Below are 16,962 nucleotides of genomic sequence, written 5' to 3' on the forward strand. Positions count from 1 at the left end.
GCGGAGCGAGCGAGGAGCGGTGAGCGACCAATGAGCCAACGTGATGAGAGGTCGACCGGCATCGCCGACCCGGTTCTGGTGGAGATCGTCGAAGGCACGCTCGCGTCGGTCGAGAAGGAGGTCGAGACCGCCATCGCGCGGACGGCCCGCTCCCCGATGATCCGCGACGCGCACGACTTCCGGGCGGGCATCCACGATGTACGGCTCCGCAAGCTGACCGGCAGGTCCTACTCGGCGCTGGTGCAGCCCGTCGTCAGGGACTTCCCGGTGGCCGAGATGAATCCCGGCGACGTGTTCTTCCACAACGACGTCTATCTGTCCGAGGGCGGCATCGGGCATCTGCCCGACCTGTGCGTCACCGTCCCGGTCTTCCACGACGGAGCCGTGGTCGCGTTCGTGCAGGCGTTCGGCCATCACGACGACATCGGCGGAGCGGTCCCCGGATCGATGCCCTCACACGCGCGGAGCGTGTTCGAGGAGGGGCTCATGGTCCCGCCGATCAAGCTGTGGGATCGGGGAGTGCCCAACCGGGCGGCGCTCACGATCATGACGCGTAACTCGCGGATGCCCGACTCGCTCGCCGGTGACCTGGACGCCGAGTGCTCGGCCTGCCTGATGGGCGCGCGGCGGCTGGGGGAGCTGTTCGACCGCTACGGGCGTGAGGCGGTCGAGGAGTGCTTCGACGCGATCATCTCCAAGACCACCGAGACGTTCCGCAGGGAGTTGCTGGCCAAGATCCCGGAGGGCACGCACGTGTGGGAGGACTACGCCGAGCACGACGGCGTGGACGAGCCCCGCCTGCACACCCAGCGGATCACCCTCACCGTGGACCACAGCGCCGAGGCGCCGCTGGTCATCGACTTCACGGGCACGTCGCCGCAGGCCAAGGGGCCGATCAACCACGCGGGTGACTACGCCGACGGGGTGTTCCTGAAGAAGTGGCTCGCGCCGATCCTGCGTAACCTGGCCGAGACCCCGGAGCGGATGGCGGAGCTGGACGTCAACGAGGGCGTCGTTCCCCTCATCGAGATGAGGTTCCCGGAGAAGGGCACGCTGCTCACCCCGATCTTCCCGGCCCCCACGAACGCCCGCACGTTCGTGATCCTCCGGCTGCTCGGGGTTCTGGCCGGGGTTCTGGCCAAGGCCACCGGCGGCCGGATGCCCGCCGACCAGGAGACCATCCGCTACACCGGCGTCTACGGCGAGGACGCCGACGGCGTGCCGTACCTGATGAGGGAGGTCCTCGGCGGGGGCTCGGGCGGCCGGTGGTACGCCGACGGCGAGGACACCATCCACGTCGTTCCCGACTCGCGCAACATCCCGGTCGAGTTCGCCGAGTCCCGCTGGCCGTTCCGGGTCGAACGGCTCGGCCTGGCCCGGGATTCCGGCGGCCCCGGCCTCTACCGCGGTGGTCTCGGCTACGACAAGCACCTGCGGATGCTGCGCGACGCCTCGTTCATGTCCATCGCCGACCGCTCGATCCTGTCCTGCTGGGGCGTGAACGGCGGGCAGGCGGGACGGCCGTTCGTCGTGGAGATCGAGGGCCGGGAGATGGAAGGCCTGGTCGACGACTCACCGGTCCGCGCCGGTGAGGTGATCCGCGTCCGCACCACCGGAGGCGGCGGCTGGGGCTCGCCGCTGGACCGCGACCCCGCTCGGGTGGCCGCCGACGTCCGCGACGGCAAGGTCTCGATCGAAGGGGCCCGGGACGACTACGGGGTCATCCTGCACGGCTCCCGCGACGACCTCCAGGTGGACGCCGAGGCCACCGCGAGCCGCCGCGCCGAGCTGCGCGCCCTGCTCCCGGCCGACCGTCCCTTCTTCGAACGCGGCCCCGGCTTCCCCTCGCTGTCGGGCGGCCTGCCGTACGCCGAGGTGGACCATATGTAAGGACAGGCGCCGGGTCCGATTGATCGACGCCGTGGGGACCCTTCAGCCCTGCGGCGTCGTGATCATCGGCTGTGCGCGCTGTCACTCAGATGGCGCGAAGCCCGGGCTTCCGTCGTCCGGCGGTCCACCCGGGCTCACTTCCACTCCCCCCGTAGGAGGCGGCGTGTTCAATGTACCCCTGCGTGCGCGCCGCCGCTCGGACAACGCGCGCCTCTCAGGTGGCGTGAGGTCTGAGTCTCCGGTGCTCCTCGCGTGGCGGGCTCGGGATCATGACGAACTCCCCGGGAACCGAGGCTCCGTCGAGGAGGAGGTCGGCGCGGGAGCGGGTGCCGTCGGCGGCGAACCACTCGTCCTCGGCGCGCATCCAGTCGTGCCACTGGGGTGCGAAGGAGGCGCCGTCCCTGACCAGGGCGCGGGCCAGCCGGAGGTCCCTGGGCGCCTCCACCCAGATGGTGAGGGCGGTGGGAGCCGTGCGCCGGGCCGTGCTCACCCCTTCGAGGAGCAGCACCGGCGCGACCGGCACGTCCACCCACTCGGCGAACCCGCCGCGGACCCAGTCGTAGCGCCGGTACCCTCCCGGCTCGCCCGCCGCCAGCGGGCCGAGCACCTGGTCCTCCACGCGCTGGAACCACGCCACGGGCGGCTCGTCCCACGGCACGGGGAAGTCGTCGCTGTGGACCACCTGGGCGCCCAGCGTCCGCGCCAGCCGCTTGGCGAAGGTCGTCTTGCCGGACCCGCCGGGTCCGTCCACCGCGACGACGCGAACCGGCCCGCATGATGGTGATAGTTCCCGGATTGTCCCGGCCAGATCCTCGAAGGAGACGGCTGCGCCCACCCCTTCATGGTGGCAGTATCCGAAGAAAGAGGGTCCGGCCGGTGTCGTCGGCCGGAGGCTCACGCCGCCCGGGGGGCTCCGGCCGGTTCCGGAGGGGGAGGGGCCGGAGGAGGGGAACCTCCGCCTGGAAAGATTCGAGTGTGCCGCGCCCGGGGGTGGGGGCGGTGCGGGCCGTCGAAAAGCCGGCCGACAGCATGAGGAATGCTTTTCTTACTCCGGTTCGACTAGGCTCGGCGACCACAATTGGAGGTTGATCTTGCAGGGAGCCCTCGGCGACATCGTCGTTCTCGACCTCTCGCGTGCGCTGGCGGGGCCGCACGCCGCGCAAATGCTCGGTGACCTGGGCGCCCGGGTGATCAAGGTGGAACATCCCGAAGGCGGCGACGAGTCACGGGGCTGGGGGCCGCCGTTCGTCGGCCCCGGCGGTGACATCTCCACCTACTTCCTCGCGGCCAACCGCAACAAGCAGTCGATCACCGTGGACCTCAAGTCCGCCGAGGGCAAGGTCCTGATCGAGCGTCTGGTACGGCAGAGCGACGTACTGATCGAGAACTTCCGCACCGGCGTCCTGGACCGGCTGGGCTTCGGCGTGGAGCGGCTGCACGAGCTCAACCCGCGCCTGGTCATCCTGTCGATCACCGGCTTCGGCCACGACGGTCCCGAGGGCGGCAGGCCCGGCTACGACCAGATCGCCCAGGGTGAGGCCGGGCTGATGAGCCTCACCGGGCCGTCCGCCGACGAGCCGTACCGGGTCGGTGCCTCGATCGCGGACCTGCTCGGGGGCATCCACGGCGCCTACGGCGTGGTGGCCGCGCTCTACGAGCGCGAGCGGACCGGGCGGGGCAAGGTCGTGCGGACGTCGTTGCTGGCCGCCGTGACCGGCGTGCACTCCTATCACGGCACGGCCTGGACGGTCGGCGGCCAGGTGCCCAGGGCGAACGGCAACCACCACACCTCCATCGCCCCCTACGGCGCCTTCCACTGTGCCGACGGCATGATCCAGATCGCGGTGGCGAACGACGCGCAGTGGCGGAAGGTGGCCACCCTGCTAGACATCGATCCCGATATCCCGAAATATGCGACAAACAGAGATAGGTTTGCGCATCGAGATGAGCTGATCGCCGACATGGAGCAGTCGCTCGCCAAGCACGATCGCGCGCACTGGCTGGCCGCGCTCGGCGGCGCCGGCGTGCCCGCCGGGGCGATCAGGTCCATCGACGAGGTCTACGCCTGGGAGCAGACCCGGTCCCAAGGGCTGCTCGTCGAGGTGGACCACCCGGTGCTCGGCACCATCGAGCTTCCGGGCCCGCCGCTGCGCTTCGACGGCGAGCCGCCCGTGCGCCACGCCGCCCCGCCCGCTCTCGGCCAGCACAACGACGAGGTCCTCGCGTGGCTGGAGGAACGTGAAGGATGAGAGCCTGCCCCACGCGGATTCCACCGTGCGGAGCCGGGGGATGAGCCCTGCCCGGCCCGACGCCCGCACCCTGGTCGCCACCGTCCTCGACCCGGGGACGTGGCGGTCGTGGGACGAGACGCCCGCCGATCCGGCCGCGCCGGGCTCGGACTACGCGGAGGAACTGGCCAAGGCGCGGGCCAGGACCGGATACGACGAATCGGTGATCTCCGGTGAGGGCCTGCTCGACGGACGCCGGGTCGCGGTCGTCGCCTGCGAGTTCTCCTTCCTGGCCGGGTCGATCGGGGTGGCCGCGGCCGAGCGGCTCACCGCCGCCATCGAGCGGGCCACGGCCGAGCGGCTTCCGCTGCTGGCCGCCCCGGCCTCCGGCGGCACCCGGATGCAGGAGGGCGCGCTGGCCTTCACCCAGATGGTGAAGATCACCGCCGCGGTGGCCGCCCACCGCGCCGCGGGCCTGCCGTACCTCGTCTATCTCCGCCACCCCACCACCGGCGGGGTCTTCGCCTCCTGGGGCTCGCTGGGGCACGTCACCGCCGCCGAGCCGGGCGCGCTGATCGGGTTCCTCGGGCCGAGGGTGTTCGAGTCGCTGCACGGCTACCCGTTCCCGGAAGGTGTGCAGGTCGCGGAGAACCTCTTCGCCCACGGGCTGGTCGACGCGGTCGTCTCCGCGGAGAACGCGCGGCGGACCGCGATCCGGGTGCTGGCCGTGCTGTGCGCCCCTCGCGACGGGCTGGAGAGCGGGCCCGAGCCGGACGAGCGCGTCCAGCCGATCGAGGCGTGGGACGCGATCAGCCGCTCCCGCCGGGACGACCGCCCGGGTGTGCGGACGCTGCTCAAGCTGGGAGCCTCCGACGTCAGCCCGCTCAACGGCACCGGCGAGGGCGAGAACGACCCCGGTCTGTTCATCGCCCTGGCCAGGTTCGGCGCGGCCCCCGCCGTCGTGCTCGGCCAGGACCGCAGCCGCCAGCGGAGAGTGGCCCCGATCGGCCCGGCCGCGCTCCGGGTCGCCCGGAGGGGCATGCGCCTGGCGTCGGAGTTGGGCCTGCCGCTGGTCACCGTGATCGACACCTCCGGGGCCGCGCTGTCCAAGGCGGCGGAGGAGGGCGGCCTCGCCGCCGAGATCGCCCGATCCCTGGCCGACCTGGTGATGCTCGACGCCCCGACCGTCTGCCTGCTGCTCGGCGAGGGAGCGGGCGGCGCCGCCCTCGCGCTTCTCCCGGCCGACCGGGTGCTGTGCGCCCAGCACGCCTGGCTGTCCCCGCTGCCTCCCGAGGGCGCCTCGGCGTTGCTGTACCGCAGCGTGGACTTCGCCCCGGAGATCGCCTCCGCGCAGGGCGTGAAATCCACCGACCTGAAGCGGGACGGCGTCGTGGACCGGATCATCCCGGAGCGTCCCGACGCCGCCTACGAGCCCGAGGCGTTCTGCCGCCGGGTGGCCGGCGCCCTCGAATACGAGATCGCCGGCCTGCTGAGGCGGGCCCCCGCGGACCGCCTCACCGCCCGCCTGGCCCGCTACCGGCGGCTCGGGGTGGGCTGAGGGGTCTGCCAGAGCGGCGTGACGGCAGGATTGTCGTCGCGCCAGATCTCGACCCCCGCGTCGTCGTAGCCGACGAGCTGGAATCCCTCCAGGTAGACGTCTCCGGGGCGCTGATAGGCACCGGAGAACAGCACGGCGGTGCCGCCCCAGGGGTCGGGGACCGTGTCGGCGGTGACCGAGGTGCCGTCCTTGAAGATCAGCGAGACGCGGGCGGTTCCGGGGCGGGCGACGCCGAACCAGAGCCTGCCGCGCAGATGGACCTCCACCGGCAGCTTTTTGCCGTCCACGTCGGCCAGGAACTGGCGGGGTTCCAGGAAGTCCATCGCCACGCCATCGCCGTCGTGTGACCAGATCAGGGTCCTGTCCGGGGTGGTGACGAGGTGGGCTGTCAGTCCTCCGGGCATGTCCAGCGTGGGTCCGACGGGCTTGGCGGTCGCCTCCGGTGTCATCGACGAGGCCTCTAGTTTCACCCGCTGCACGACCTTCCCCTGAGCGTCGGAGAACTCGAAGCGCTTCACCGCGGCCTTCGACGGGAAGGTCACGGCCCAGATCGCCAGCGGTGCGCCCTCGGGCCGGTGGATCGTGCCGGGAATCCTGGTCCCGTCGCCGGTCACGGCCTCGACCTTCGCCACCGCGTCGCGCGCGGCGCCGTAGCTCATCAGGGTCTCGGGACGCGGCCAGAGGGAGTCGGATCCGCCCTCGTACCACGCCTGCTCGTCGTCCCGGTGGGACCTGGAGCCCCCGCACCCGGACAGCGATCCACCGGGCGCGAATTGCGAGATCTTGCAGAACACGTAGGGGGTGTTGCGGTCCTCGGGCCCCGGTTTCGCGAACCACAGGCGTACCGGCCGCTTCTCCGACGGATCCTCGATCGTCAGGGGTTCGCCGATCGGTGGATACTTCGCCGAGACTTCCTGGAACATGTCGGGCCGTTCGTCGACGGTGCCGGTGGCGACACCGCCCCCGCCGCCGTTCCCGGTCAGGTTCACGGCCACCGCGATCGCGGTCCCGGCGGCGGCCACGGGGACCAGCACGGCCCAGCGGAGCAGCCGTACCCGGCGGCCGCGGGACTGGACCTTCAGGTAGGCGTCCGAGCTGACGGTGTAGGTCTCGGCGCGGGCGTCGAGTGCGGCGCGCAGGCGCTCCTCGAGATCGTTCATGATTCCTCCTTGAGTGCCTTGCCGAGAGCGGACAGGCCGCGGCTGGTGTGCGTCTTGACGGAGCCGGGGGAGACGCCCATGGCCTCGGCGATCTCCCGCTCCGAAAGGTCGAGCCAGTAGCGCAGGACGAGGGCCTCGCGCTGGCGACGGGGGAGCCGGTTGACGGCCGCCAGGAGCTCCTGGTGTTTCTCGGCGACGATGACCGCGTGCTCGCCGCCCTGGGCGGACGGCGGGGGATCGAGCGGTCGCAGCCGTACCAGCCGCAGGTGGCGCAGCCGGTTACGGGTCAGGTTGCACACGATGGACCGGACGTAGGCGACGGCCGAGCCGTCGTCGCGCAGCCGGGCCCACCGCGCATGAAGGCGGGCGAACGCCTCCTGGGCGATGTCCTCCGGATCGTCGGCACCGAGCAGTCCGGCCAGGCGCACCATCGACAGATAGTGCGCCGCGAACAGTTCCGCGAACGAGGGAGGCGCCGCTGAGAGAGGCGTCGCCGTGGAAAGATCAATCACACTGTCGAGACACCTGCGCGGCCCGTCGGTTGACAGGCCCCGCCGGTTTCCCGGCTCTTTTCCCGGCCCTACGGTTCCGACCGCGACGGGGTGAGAGAGATCGGAACGCGCTCGATCCGGATGGAGAACACCTCGTCACGGGGGACGACGACCTCGTAGGCGCCGTGGTCGACCATCCAGTAGCCCAGCGCCTCGGCCTTCAGCCCGCTGTGCCCGGTGTAGGCGATGTGCAGGCTCTCCTCGCCGTTCTCCTCCGAGACGTCGAGCACCAGGCACGGCTCGCCGCCGAACGCGCCGACCGTGCGGACCAGCACCAGCCAGTCGAGGTCCTCGCGGGACACGACCCTCCGCCAGTAGCCGGAGGCGGCCTCGAAGCCCTCCCGGGCCTCCTCGTTGAACAGCACGACCTCGTCGCTGCCCGGGCCGAGGGCCGCGACGTAGGTCTGGTCGGCGTAGTGGGCGACGAAGCCCGAGGCCACCGGCTCGATCTCGGCGCTCATGAGGCCGGCCGCCAGCTGAGTCCGTCGTAGAGGGCGAAGAGGCGCTCCTCGCCGGGAGTCACGTGGATGATCTCTGCCCCCGCGGGGATCGGCATCGGTGTGGTGTGGAACTGCGGCACGACGTGCTCGCGCGAGGTCGTGAAGCCGTTTCCGGCGAATGGCGGTGCATCGTTCCAGTCACCGCCCATGTGCGGGCCGTACGGCACGACGTAGCTGTCCATGTCGCGGGCGAACCAGCGCATGAGATAGACCTCAGGCACCGAGACGGTCAGCTCGGAGCCCTCGAACCCCAGGTCCAGGCCCACGAAGAGCTGGGCGGGGGTCGTCAGGCGGGCGCAGTCCTGCACCCGGTAGACATATCCGGAGATCACGGTCCGTCTGCCGGCCATATAGGGCACGAGCAGCCGAGGCGGGATGACCTTCTGCATCTGCGTTCTACGCCCGGGTGGCTCACTCACGGTGGCATTTTACGATCTGTGGACCTGGAGCCGCCGGTGTTCCAGGCAGGGCAGGGCATTCCGGGTGGCAATCGTGACCTGAGGGTCGAGCTCGCACGTCTGAACGGCGGGCGCCGGGCCCAGATCCGTGCGGACGACGCCCATCGGATCGACCAGCATGCTCCGGCCGATCCCGAAGCCGTCGTGGGCCTCCGGGTTCGGGGCCTGGCCCACGGCCGCCACCCAGGTGGTGTTCTCGATCGCGCGGGCCCGGACCAGGGTCGCCCAGTGCTCCTCCTTCATCGGCCCGGCTCCCCAGGCGGCGGTCACCGCGAACAGGTCGGCTCCCTGGTCGACCAGCGCCCGGGTCAGCTCGGGGAACCGGATGTCGTAGCAGATGACCAGGCCGATCCTGAGCCCGGCCAGCCTCACCACGACCGGCGTGTCGCCCGGTGCGACCAACTCGGACTCGTGGGCCCCGAAGGAGTCGAACAGGTGGATCTTCCGGTAGGCCGCCTCGATCCCGCCGTCGGGGCCGATGGCCACCGCCGTGTTGTGGACCCGGCCGTCGCCGGGCTCGAACACTCCCGCGATCACGGCCATGCCGTGCGCCTTGGCGGACTCGGCCAGCCCGGTGACGAAGGGCCCGTCCAGGGGCTCGGCCAGGTCGGTGATCCGCCTGCCGTACCGGGTGAGGGTGGCTTCGGGGAAGATGGCCAGCTCGGCGCCGTCACCGGCGGCCCTGTCCATCGCCTCAAGGGCACGGCGCAGGTTGGCGGAGGGCTCCTCGGAGACGGGGATCTGGCACAGGGCGATGCGTGTCACACTCCCGACCCTATCCGGCGGTTCGGCACCGGCTCCACCCATGTGAGGCGTCGCCACACCCACTCCAGCGGGCCGTATCTGAACCGGGCCAGCCACATCCGGCTGAACACGACCTGGATCACCAGCACGCCGACCGCCAGCGCGACCACGGTGACCCGGGTCGGGTCGGCGGTGAGCAGCGGCAGCGACAGCAGGATGACCGCGGTGCCGGCCAGGTAGTTCGTCAGCGCCATGCGGCCGAGCGGGGCCAGCACCCCCAGCAGCCTGTCGCGCAGCGGGGTCCGCAGGAGCAGCAGCAGCCCGGTGCAGTACGCCGTCGCGGCGGCCAGCCCCGCGGCCGGGTAGGTGCCCCGGTAGAAGAGAGCGGGGTTGCCGGCGGAGCGGACCCACAGGTAGCCCAGCCCCGCCCCCAGCGCGGTGCTCAACAGGAAGACGGAGGGCAGCAGCCACGCGGGCGGCGCGTACTCGATCACGGCCATGCCCAGCAGCAACAAGCCCGGGACGAGCTTCACCCCGCCGCCGCCGTGGACCGCCCAGGCCGTGCCGGCCACCCCCAGCACCAGCACCGCGGACCGGGGAAGGAAGGAGGCGGGCAGGAGGATCAGCACCCCGAAGATCGCGTACGGCAGGAGCACCTCGCCCGGGTTCACGAGATGGTGAATCCCGCCGAAGCACGCCAGCACCACCAGCCTGCGCAGCAGCACCACCCGGGGGTGGTCCGCCCGGTCGGCCGCCGCCCTCAGGAACAGGACGAGGCTGACCCCGAACAGGAACGAGAAGATCGGATAGAACCTGCTCTGCAGCAGGTTGTCGATCGCCCAGTCGATCGCGTTGCGATCCGTGGGCCTCAGATGCTCGCGCGTGTGCTGCCAGGTGTTGACCAGCATGATCCCGCACACGGCGAGGCCGCGAAGCGCGTCCAGCTCGTGAAGCCTTCGGGTGGGGGAATCCAGACGTAACGCCGCAGAAGAAGTCCCGGTCACAAGAATCAGACGTATCACCACGCAGGGAATCCCGTATAGACGACCCCGGCCAGATGATCCCGGCGGTGAGGCGGAGAAGGCGTGTGCGGGATTACGCTGGCGCGTGTGAACGATCCTCTGGTGGCGCGGATGCGCGAGTTCGGCACGACGATCTTCGCTGAGATGTCGGCGCTCGCCGTACGGACCGGCTCGATCAATCTGGGGCAGGGCTTCCCCGACACCGACGGGCCCGCCGCGATGCTCGATCGCGCGGTGTCGTCGATCCGTGACGGCTTCAACCAGTATCCGCCGGGCCCCGGCGTTCCCGAACTGCGCCAGGCCGTTTCCGAGCACCGCAAGGACCACTACAGCCTCGACTACGACCCCGACGGCGAGATCCTCATCACCGTCGGCGCCACCGAGGCCATCGCGGCCTCGGTTCTGGCGCTGTGCGAGCCCGGCGACGAGGTGATCGCCTTCGAGCCGTACTACGACTCCTACGCCGCCTCCGTCGCCCTGGCCGGGGCCGTGCTCCGCCCGGTCACCCTGCGCCCGGTCGAGGGCCGTTTCACCTTCGACCCGGCCGAGCTGCGCGCCGCCGTCGGCCCGCGCACCCGGGCGATCCTGGTCAACTCACCGCACAACCCCACCGGCACGGTCTTCACCCGCGCCGAGCTGGAGGAGATCGCCCTGCTCTGCAGGGAACATGACCTGATCGCCATCGCCGACGAGGTCTACGAGCACCTCACCTTCGACGGCGTCGAGCACATTCCCGTGGCCACCCTGCCCGGCATGCGCGACCGGACCGTGATGATCTCCTCGGCGGGCAAGACCTTCTCGGTCACCGGCTGGAAGACCGGCTGGATCTGCGCCCCGCCCGGCCTGATCCGCGCCGTCCAGACCGTCAAGCAGTTCCTCACCTTCACCGCGAGCGCGCCCTGGCAGCTCGCCGTCTCGTACGGCCTGCGCCATGAGCTCGGCTGGGTCTCCTCCCTCCGCGCCGACCTGCAGGCCAAGCGCGACCGTCTGATGAGCGGCCTCTCGGCGGCGGGCTTCGACGTCTACCGCCCCGCGGGCACCTATTTCGTCCAGACCGACATCCGCCCGCTGGGCTTCACCGACGGCCTCGCCCTCACCCGGGAGCTCCCGTCCTTGGCGGGCGTGGTCGCCATCCCCACCCAGGTCTTCTACGCCCATCCCGAGCGCGGCAGGCACTTCGTCCGCTTCGCCTTCTGCAAGAAGGACGAGGTCATCGACGAGGCCGTGAGCCGCCTGACCCGTCTCGGCAAAGCGAGCGGCAGCGCTGGGTAGCGAAGCGTAAACAGTACGGATCACGAGGAGATCCGCACCGGGAGGCGCTTGGCGCGGATCGCGGTGCGGACGGCCTTGGCCAGCTGGGCGTACTCGGAGGCCTTGGCGGAGCTCGCACGGTAGGCCAGGCCGATGGTGCGGCCGGGGGCGGGGGGCCGGAAGCGGCGCAGGGCCAGCCGTACTCGCTTGCCGGTCTCCACCGCCGCCGTCGACTCGGGGAGCAGGGTCACGCCGAGGCCGCCCGCGACGAGCTGGACGAGGGTGGGGAGGCTGGTCGCGTAGGTGGTGGCGGTGGCGCGGGCGCCGACCTCACGGCAGACGTCGATGGCCTGCTCGCGCAGGCAGTGACCCTGGTTGAGCAGCACGATGTCCAGTCCCTTGAGCACGTCGCGGCCCAGGGGCTCGGGCTGGTCCGCCAGGGGATGATCCGCGGGGAAGGCGAGCAGGAAGTCCTCGTCGTAGAGGGGCTCCTCGACCAGCCCCGCCGTCTCGGTCGGAAGCGCCAGCAGCACCATGTCCAGGCGGCCCTCGCGCAGTTCCTCCAGGATGGTCTCGGTCTTCGCCTCGTGCACGGTCAGCTTGAGCCGCGGAAACCTCCGGGAGAACATGGGCAGCAGCACCGGAAGCATGTAGGGGGCCACCGTCGGGATCACTCCCAGGTGCGCCGGCCCGGAGAACGGCTCCCGGCTGTGGGCCACCTCGCCCATCAGATCCCCCACCGCCGTGAGCACCCGCGCGGCGTGCATCGCCACCCGCTCGCCCGCCGGGGTCAGCAGAACCTTCCTGGTGGTGCGTTCCAGTAACTGTGTGTGCAAAGTCTCCTCCAGGGCCGAGACCGCACTCGACAAAGCCGGCTGGCTCATCCGGAGTGAAGTGGCCGCCTCCCTGAAGTGCAGGTGATCGGCGACCGCGAGGAATGCCCGCAGCTGAGCGAGGGTGGGCATGGGCTCACTGATAGGAAGTGCCTCTCAGATTGGTCCGACTGCTTGATTTCTCGGATCAATGGTAGATGCGGCAAGGTGGGGCCCGACAACGACGTCCTCTGCAAAGGAGAACCGGACTTGCTCACCGTCGGTGACCACTTCCCTGAGTTCGAGCTGACCGCCTGTGTCTCCCTGGACGCGGACAACGCGTTCGCCGAGATCAACCACAAGACCTACGAGGGCAAGTGGAAGATCTACTTCGCATGGCCGAAGGACTTCACCTTCGTCTGCCCGACCGAGATCGCCGAGTTCGGCCGTCTGGAGGGCGAGTTCGCCGACCGCGACGCCCAGGTCCTCGGGTTCTCCGTCGACTCGGAGTTCGTCCACCACGCCTGGCGCAAGGATCACCCGGACCTGCGTGACCTGCCCTTCCCGATGATGTCGGACATCAAGCGCGAACTCTCCGCCGACCTGGGCATCCTCGGCGAGGACGGTGTCGCCCAGCGCGCCACCTTCATCGTCGACCCGAACAACGAGATCCAGTTCGTCATGGTGACCGCGGGCTCCGTCGGCCGCAACGTCAAGGAGGTCCTGCGGGTCCTCGACGCCCTGCAGAGCGACGAGCTGTGCCCCTGTAACTGGAACAAGGGAGAGACCGGCCTCGACGCCAAGAAGCTGATGGCCGGCGCCTGATGTCGATCGACAATCTCAAGGGCTCCCTTCCCGGTTTCGCGAAGGACATCAAGCTCAACCTGGGATCGCTCGTCACGACCTCCTCGCTGAGCGAGCAGCAGCTGTGGGGGACGCTGCTCGCCTGCGCCGCGGCGACCAGATCCCAGCGGGTGATCGCCGAGATCGCCGCCGAGGCCGCGGACAACCTCTCGGACGAGGCGTTCACGGCCGCCAAGGGCGCGGCGGCGATCATGGCGATGAACAACGTCTACTACCGGTCCATGCACCTCATCGGTGACGAGACCTACGCCACGCTCCCGGCCAAGCTGCGGATGACCATCATCGGCAACCCCGGCGTCGACAAGATCGACTTTGAGCTGTGGTCGCTCGCGGTCTCCGCGATCGGCGGTTGCGGTCGCTGCCTGGAGTCGCACGAGCAGGTGCTGCGCCGGGCGGGCGTGTCCCGCGAGCAGATCCAGGAAGCCGTGCGGATCGCGGCGGTCGTCAACGCCGTCGCCGCCGTTCTCGAGTCCGAGGCCGCCCTGGCCTCGGTCTGATTGTCGACGGTACGGGAGCGGGACGTCCCCGTACGTCGAAAAGTGCCCGGGACCGGCGGTGAGGGGGCGGCCCCGGGCGCAGCGGGGATGGCGCTAGGCCTTGACCGGGGGAGCGGCCGGGTCCACGGGGGAGGCCGGGCCTGCGGGGGAGGCCGGGTCCACGGGGGAGGCCGGGCCTGCGGGGGAGGCCGGATCGGCGGGGGCGGTCCGGGCCGAGCGAAGGGGGAGTTCCTTCAGGAGCAGGGCGGTCGCCGAGGCCAGGACGGCGATGGGGACCCCCACCAGGAAGACCGTGTGGATGGCCCGGGTGAAGGCCTCCAGGATGACCTCCAGCACCGGTGCGGGCAGGCGGCGGATGGCGTCGGGGGAGCCGAGGCCCGGGGTCGCGCCGCCGGTCAGGGGCAGGTGCGCGGCCCTGGCCAGGGAGAGCAGTTCCGAGCTGAGCCGGTTGGTCAGGATCGCGCCGAAGGCGGCGACGCCGACCGCGCCGCCGAGGGAGCGGAAGAAGGTCACGCCCGAGGTGGTGGAGGCCAGGTCGGCGCGGGTCACGGCGTTCTGCGCGGCCAGGATCAGGATCTGCATGGAGGCGCCGAGGCCGACGCCGAGCACCGTGACGTCCATGCCGACGACCGCCAGCGAGCTGTCGACATGCAACCGGGAGAGCAGGAACAGGCCGAGGGCGACCAGCAGCATGCCGGCGACGGGGAAGATCTTCCAGCGGCCGGTCCTGGTGACGAACCGGCCGACCGTGATCGAGGAGATCAGCAGCCCGAGCACCAGGGGCAGGGTCATCAGGCCGGAGCCGGTGGGGCTCATGCCCTTGACGATCTGCAGGTACTGCGGGAGGAACATCAGCGCGCCGAACATCGCGGCGCCGACCAGCAGGGACGCGACGGCGCTCAGCACGAAGGTGCGGTTGCCGAACAGGCGCGGCGGCAGGATCGGGTCGGCCGCCCGGCGCTCGGCGACGACGGCGAGGCCGAACATCACCAGGCTGAGCGCGCCCAGCCCGTAGGTCCACCCGGAGTTCCAGCCGAACTCCTTGCCGCCCAGGGAGAGCAGCAGCATCAGCGCGGTGGTGCCGCCGGTGATGAAGGTGGCGCCCCACCAGTCGACCTTGGTGTCGCGGCGGGTCAGCGGCAGTTTGAGCACCTTCTGGATGACGGCGAACGCGACCACGGCCAGCGGCACGCAGATCCAGAACGTCCAGCGCCAGGACATGTTGTCCACGATGAATCCGCCGAGCAGCGGCCCGGCCACGGTGGAGACGCCGAAGACCGCGCCGATGTAACCGGAGTAGCGGCCGCGCTCGCGGGGCTCGACCACGTCGCCCAGGATGATCTGGGGGAGCGCGGCGAGGCCGCCGGCGCCGATGCCCTGCACGGCCCTGGCCGCGATGAGCTGGCCCATGTCCTGGGAGAAGCCCGCGGCGATCGAGGAGAACAGGAAGACCAGCAGGGACGCCTGGAACATGAGTTTGCGGCCGTAGAGGTCGGACAGCTTGCCCCAGAGCGGGGTGGAGGCCGTCATGGTCAGCAGGGTCGCGCTGGCCACCCAGGCGAGCTGTTCCTGGCCGCCGAGCGTGCCGACGATCGTCGGCAGCGCCGTTCCCACCACGGACGTCGAGATCATCGACGTCAGCATGGCGAGCATCAGCCCGGCCAGGATCTCCAGCACCTGTTTGTGCGTGAAACGTGGCGCGGCCTCGGCCTGGACCCTCTCTCCGGTCAGCATGAACCATCCCCCAATGTATGTACGATACATGTGAAGTTAGTAGACGCTTGTTTACTGGTCAAATCTGGAAGGATCGGGTGGGTGGACGAGGTACGGCACCGCGACCGGGCGGGCACCCGGCAGCGCATTCTCGACGCCGCCCGCCGGCTGTTCACCGAACTCGGCTACGACCAGGTGACGATGCGCCTGATCTCCGCGGAGGCGGGCGCCAACATCGCGTTGATCAACCGTTACTTCGGTTCCAAGCGGGAGCTGTTCGCCGAGGTGCTGGCGATGCAGGGGCGCTTCCCCGGCGTGCTGGAAGGCCCGGAGGAGGAGCTGCCCCGCCGCCTGGCCGAATACGTCGCCGAACGGCTGCAGTCGGACCTGGGCAGCCCGGTCATGACGGCGCTCATCCGGTCGTCGTCCTGCTCGGAGATCCACGAGATCATCCGGGACCGCGTCGGTTCGGCGATCCTGGAGCCGCTGGCCGCGCGGCTGCCCGGCCCGGACGCGATCTTCCGGGCGACCGTCGCCACCGCGCTCATCACCGGCAGCGGCACGCTGCGTCAGCTCTACGGCCCCGGTGTGCTGGACTCGCCGGACCACGAGACCGTGGTCCGGCGGCTCACGACGGTCTTCGAGGCCTGCCTCAGGGCGTGATCCCCGCCGGGGGAGATCCGGCCGGAGGCTTGTCCTGGGCCTTGGCGATCCGGCAGGCCGTGCCGGGGACGTGGTCGACCTGCAAGGTGGTGTGGTCGACGTTGAACCGCTCGTGCAGCAGCTCGGCCAGCTCGCGCCGGACCCGATGGCAGTCGCCGCCGGCCTTGACGGTCACATGCGCGGACAGCGCGGGGAAGCCGCTGGTCACGGTCCACACGTGCAGGTCTTCCAGGCCGGTCACGTCGGGGTGGGCGATGATCGAGGCGCTCACCTCGGCCGGATGCACGCCGGCGGGTGCGGCCTCGAACAGGATGCGCCCGGCGTCGCGCAGCAGGCCGTAGGCGGCCTTGGCCATCAGGGCCGCGACGACCAGGGCGGCGATCGCGTCGGCCCGGCCCCAGTCGGTGAGCCAGACGACCACGCCCGCGACCGCGGTGGTGATGAAGGCGTACATGTCGTTGAGGATGTGCTGGAACGCGCCTTCCACGTTCAGGCTGCTCCGGTCGGCCCTGGCGATGAGCCAGGCCGCGGCCGCGTTGACCGCGATGCCGGCCAGCGCTGTGCCGAAGACCAGGAGCCCCTTGACCTCGGGCGGTTCGATGAGACGCCGGATGCCTTCGTAGACGAAGTAGGCGACGAGCAGGACGAACGTCAGTCCGTTGATCGCCGCGGACAGGATCTCGGCGCGCTTCCAGCCGAAGGTGTAGGCGCCGCGGGCGGGACGGGCGGCCATGCTCATTGCGATCAGGGCGAGCGCGATGGAGGCGGCGTCGGTGAGCATGTGCCCGGCGTCGGAGATCAGGGCGATGGAGTTGGCGATCACGCCGATGACGACCTCGGCCGCCATGAAGATGGCCAGCAGTGCGAGCGCCGCCGTCAGGTAGCGGCGATCTGAGCTCGCGCTGTGGCCGTGACCATGTCCGTGACCCATCACAGGCTCCGTCTCGTCAACACTTGAACACTTGCTCAGATATTACGAAGGTAAGCCTAACAGGACAAGATTCCAGGTTCTTCCGGCACTGGTTGAATGAAGGATGTGCCAACGGCAAAG

17 protein-coding genes are annotated in these 16,962 nt (G+C 70.4%); 7 read left to right on the top strand and 10 right to left on the bottom strand.

Annotated elements, in window-relative coordinates; translation table 11 throughout:
- Positions 1 to 30: 30 nt before the first annotated feature.
- On the top strand, positions 31 to 1,890 hold the full coding sequence (locus ACFY2X_RS36590; RefSeq protein ID WP_389947654.1) for a hydantoinase B/oxoprolinase family protein: 1,860 nt from the start codon (positions 31 to 33) through the stop codon (positions 1,888 to 1,890).
- Positions 1,891 to 2,104: 214 nt separating this feature from the next.
- Here the strand turns inward: ACFY2X_RS36590 and ACFY2X_RS36595 are convergent, their stop codons facing one another.
- Entirely contained in the window at positions 2,105 to 2,725 is a 621-nt protein-coding gene (locus tag ACFY2X_RS36595) for a uridine kinase (RefSeq protein WP_389947655.1), read from the bottom strand.
- A 256-nt stretch (positions 2,726 to 2,981) separates the two neighbouring features.
- Here ACFY2X_RS36595 and ACFY2X_RS36600 point away from each other — a divergent pair, with 256 nt between their 5' ends.
- Entirely contained in the window at positions 2,982 to 4,139 is a 1,158-nt protein-coding gene (locus ACFY2X_RS36600) for a CaiB/BaiF CoA transferase family protein (RefSeq protein ID WP_389947675.1), read from the top strand.
- A 40-nt stretch (positions 4,140 to 4,179) separates the two neighbouring features.
- A complete protein-coding gene (locus tag ACFY2X_RS36605; RefSeq protein WP_389947656.1) occupies positions 4,180 to 5,676 on the top strand; it encodes a carboxyl transferase domain-containing protein in 1,497 nt (498 codons plus the stop codon).
- On the opposite strand, the gene ACFY2X_RS36610 is transcribed toward ACFY2X_RS36605, so the two are convergent.
- The 6 genes from ACFY2X_RS36610 to ACFY2X_RS36635 form a co-directional block, all read right to left on the bottom strand.
- Positions 5,652 to 6,836 carry a hypothetical protein gene (locus tag ACFY2X_RS36610; protein WP_389947657.1) on the bottom strand — a complete coding sequence of 395 codons (1,185 nt, stop codon included), beginning with the start codon at positions 6,834 to 6,836 and terminating at the stop codon, positions 5,652 to 5,654. The genes ACFY2X_RS36605 and ACFY2X_RS36610 overlap by 25 nt on opposite strands.
- Complete coding sequence (locus tag ACFY2X_RS36615) at positions 6,833 to 7,348, bottom strand: SigE family RNA polymerase sigma factor (RefSeq protein WP_389947658.1); 516 nt, start codon at positions 7,346 to 7,348, stop codon at positions 6,833 to 6,835. Before ACFY2X_RS36615 ends, ACFY2X_RS36610 begins: the two co-directional genes overlap by 4 nt.
- 68 nt (positions 7,349 to 7,416) lie before the next feature.
- Complete coding sequence (locus ACFY2X_RS36620; RefSeq protein WP_389947659.1) at positions 7,417 to 7,848, bottom strand: hypothetical protein; 432 nt, start codon at positions 7,846 to 7,848, stop codon at positions 7,417 to 7,419.
- Positions 7,845 to 8,306 (bottom strand): hypothetical protein, encoded by a 462-nt coding sequence (locus tag ACFY2X_RS36625; protein WP_389947660.1) that lies wholly within the window; start codon positions 8,304 to 8,306, stop codon positions 7,845 to 7,847. The genes ACFY2X_RS36620 and ACFY2X_RS36625 overlap by 4 nt, the downstream gene beginning before the upstream one ends.
- Positions 8,307 to 8,315: 9 nt before the next feature.
- Complete coding sequence (locus ACFY2X_RS36630; protein ID WP_389947661.1) at positions 8,316 to 9,110, bottom strand: carbon-nitrogen hydrolase family protein; 795 nt, start codon at positions 9,108 to 9,110, stop codon at positions 8,316 to 8,318.
- Positions 9,107 to 10,114, bottom strand: coding sequence for a DUF418 domain-containing protein (locus ACFY2X_RS36635; protein ID WP_389947662.1), 1,008 nt, complete (start codon positions 10,112 to 10,114; stop codon positions 9,107 to 9,109). The genes ACFY2X_RS36630 and ACFY2X_RS36635 overlap by 4 nt, the downstream gene beginning before the upstream one ends.
- Positions 10,115 to 10,222: 108 nt before the next feature.
- Here ACFY2X_RS36635 and ACFY2X_RS36640 point away from each other — a divergent pair, with 108 nt between their 5' ends.
- Complete coding sequence (locus ACFY2X_RS36640; RefSeq protein WP_389947676.1) at positions 10,223 to 11,383, top strand: pyridoxal phosphate-dependent aminotransferase; 1,161 nt, start codon at positions 10,223 to 10,225, stop codon at positions 11,381 to 11,383.
- A 20-nt stretch (positions 11,384 to 11,403) separates the two neighbouring features.
- Here ACFY2X_RS36640 and ACFY2X_RS36645 read toward each other — a convergent pair whose 3' ends face one another.
- Positions 11,404 to 12,327 (bottom strand): LysR substrate-binding domain-containing protein, encoded by a 924-nt coding sequence (locus ACFY2X_RS36645; protein ID WP_389947663.1) that lies wholly within the window; start codon positions 12,325 to 12,327, stop codon positions 11,404 to 11,406.
- A gap of 117 nt (positions 12,328 to 12,444) precedes the next feature.
- On the opposite strand from ACFY2X_RS36645, the gene ACFY2X_RS36650 reads away from it, so the two are divergent.
- Together ACFY2X_RS36650 and ACFY2X_RS36655 are read left to right on the top strand one after the other, a co-directional pair.
- Positions 12,445 to 12,999, top strand: coding sequence for a peroxiredoxin (locus ACFY2X_RS36650; protein WP_389947664.1), 555 nt, complete (start codon positions 12,445 to 12,447; stop codon positions 12,997 to 12,999).
- A complete protein-coding gene (locus ACFY2X_RS36655; protein ID WP_389947665.1) occupies positions 12,999 to 13,535 on the top strand; it encodes a carboxymuconolactone decarboxylase family protein in 537 nt (178 codons plus the stop codon). The genes ACFY2X_RS36650 and ACFY2X_RS36655 overlap by 1 nt, the downstream gene beginning before the upstream one ends.
- Positions 13,536 to 13,628: 93 nt before the next feature.
- Here ACFY2X_RS36655 and ACFY2X_RS36660 read toward each other — a convergent pair whose 3' ends face one another.
- Positions 13,629 to 15,269 (bottom strand): MFS transporter, encoded by a 1,641-nt coding sequence (locus ACFY2X_RS36660; RefSeq protein ID WP_389947666.1) that lies wholly within the window; start codon positions 15,267 to 15,269, stop codon positions 13,629 to 13,631.
- A gap of 81 nt (positions 15,270 to 15,350) precedes the next feature.
- Here ACFY2X_RS36660 and ACFY2X_RS36665 point away from each other — a divergent pair, with 81 nt between their 5' ends.
- Positions 15,351 to 15,911, top strand: a complete 561-nt coding sequence (locus ACFY2X_RS36665) for a TetR family transcriptional regulator (protein WP_389947667.1) — start codon at positions 15,351 to 15,353, stop codon at positions 15,909 to 15,911.
- Here ACFY2X_RS36665 and ACFY2X_RS36670 read toward each other — a convergent pair.
- Positions 15,901 to 16,842 carry a cation diffusion facilitator family transporter gene (locus ACFY2X_RS36670; protein WP_389947668.1) on the bottom strand — a complete coding sequence of 314 codons (942 nt, stop codon included), beginning with the start codon at positions 16,840 to 16,842 and terminating at the stop codon, positions 15,901 to 15,903. The two genes, ACFY2X_RS36665 and ACFY2X_RS36670, sit on opposite strands and share 11 nt — an antisense overlap.
- Between the last annotated feature and the right edge of the window lie 120 nt (positions 16,843 to 16,962).

The organism is Streptosporangium sp. NPDC000396, assembly GCF_042898655.1.
Lineage (GTDB): Bacteria > Actinomycetota > Actinomycetes > Streptosporangiales > Streptosporangiaceae > Streptosporangium.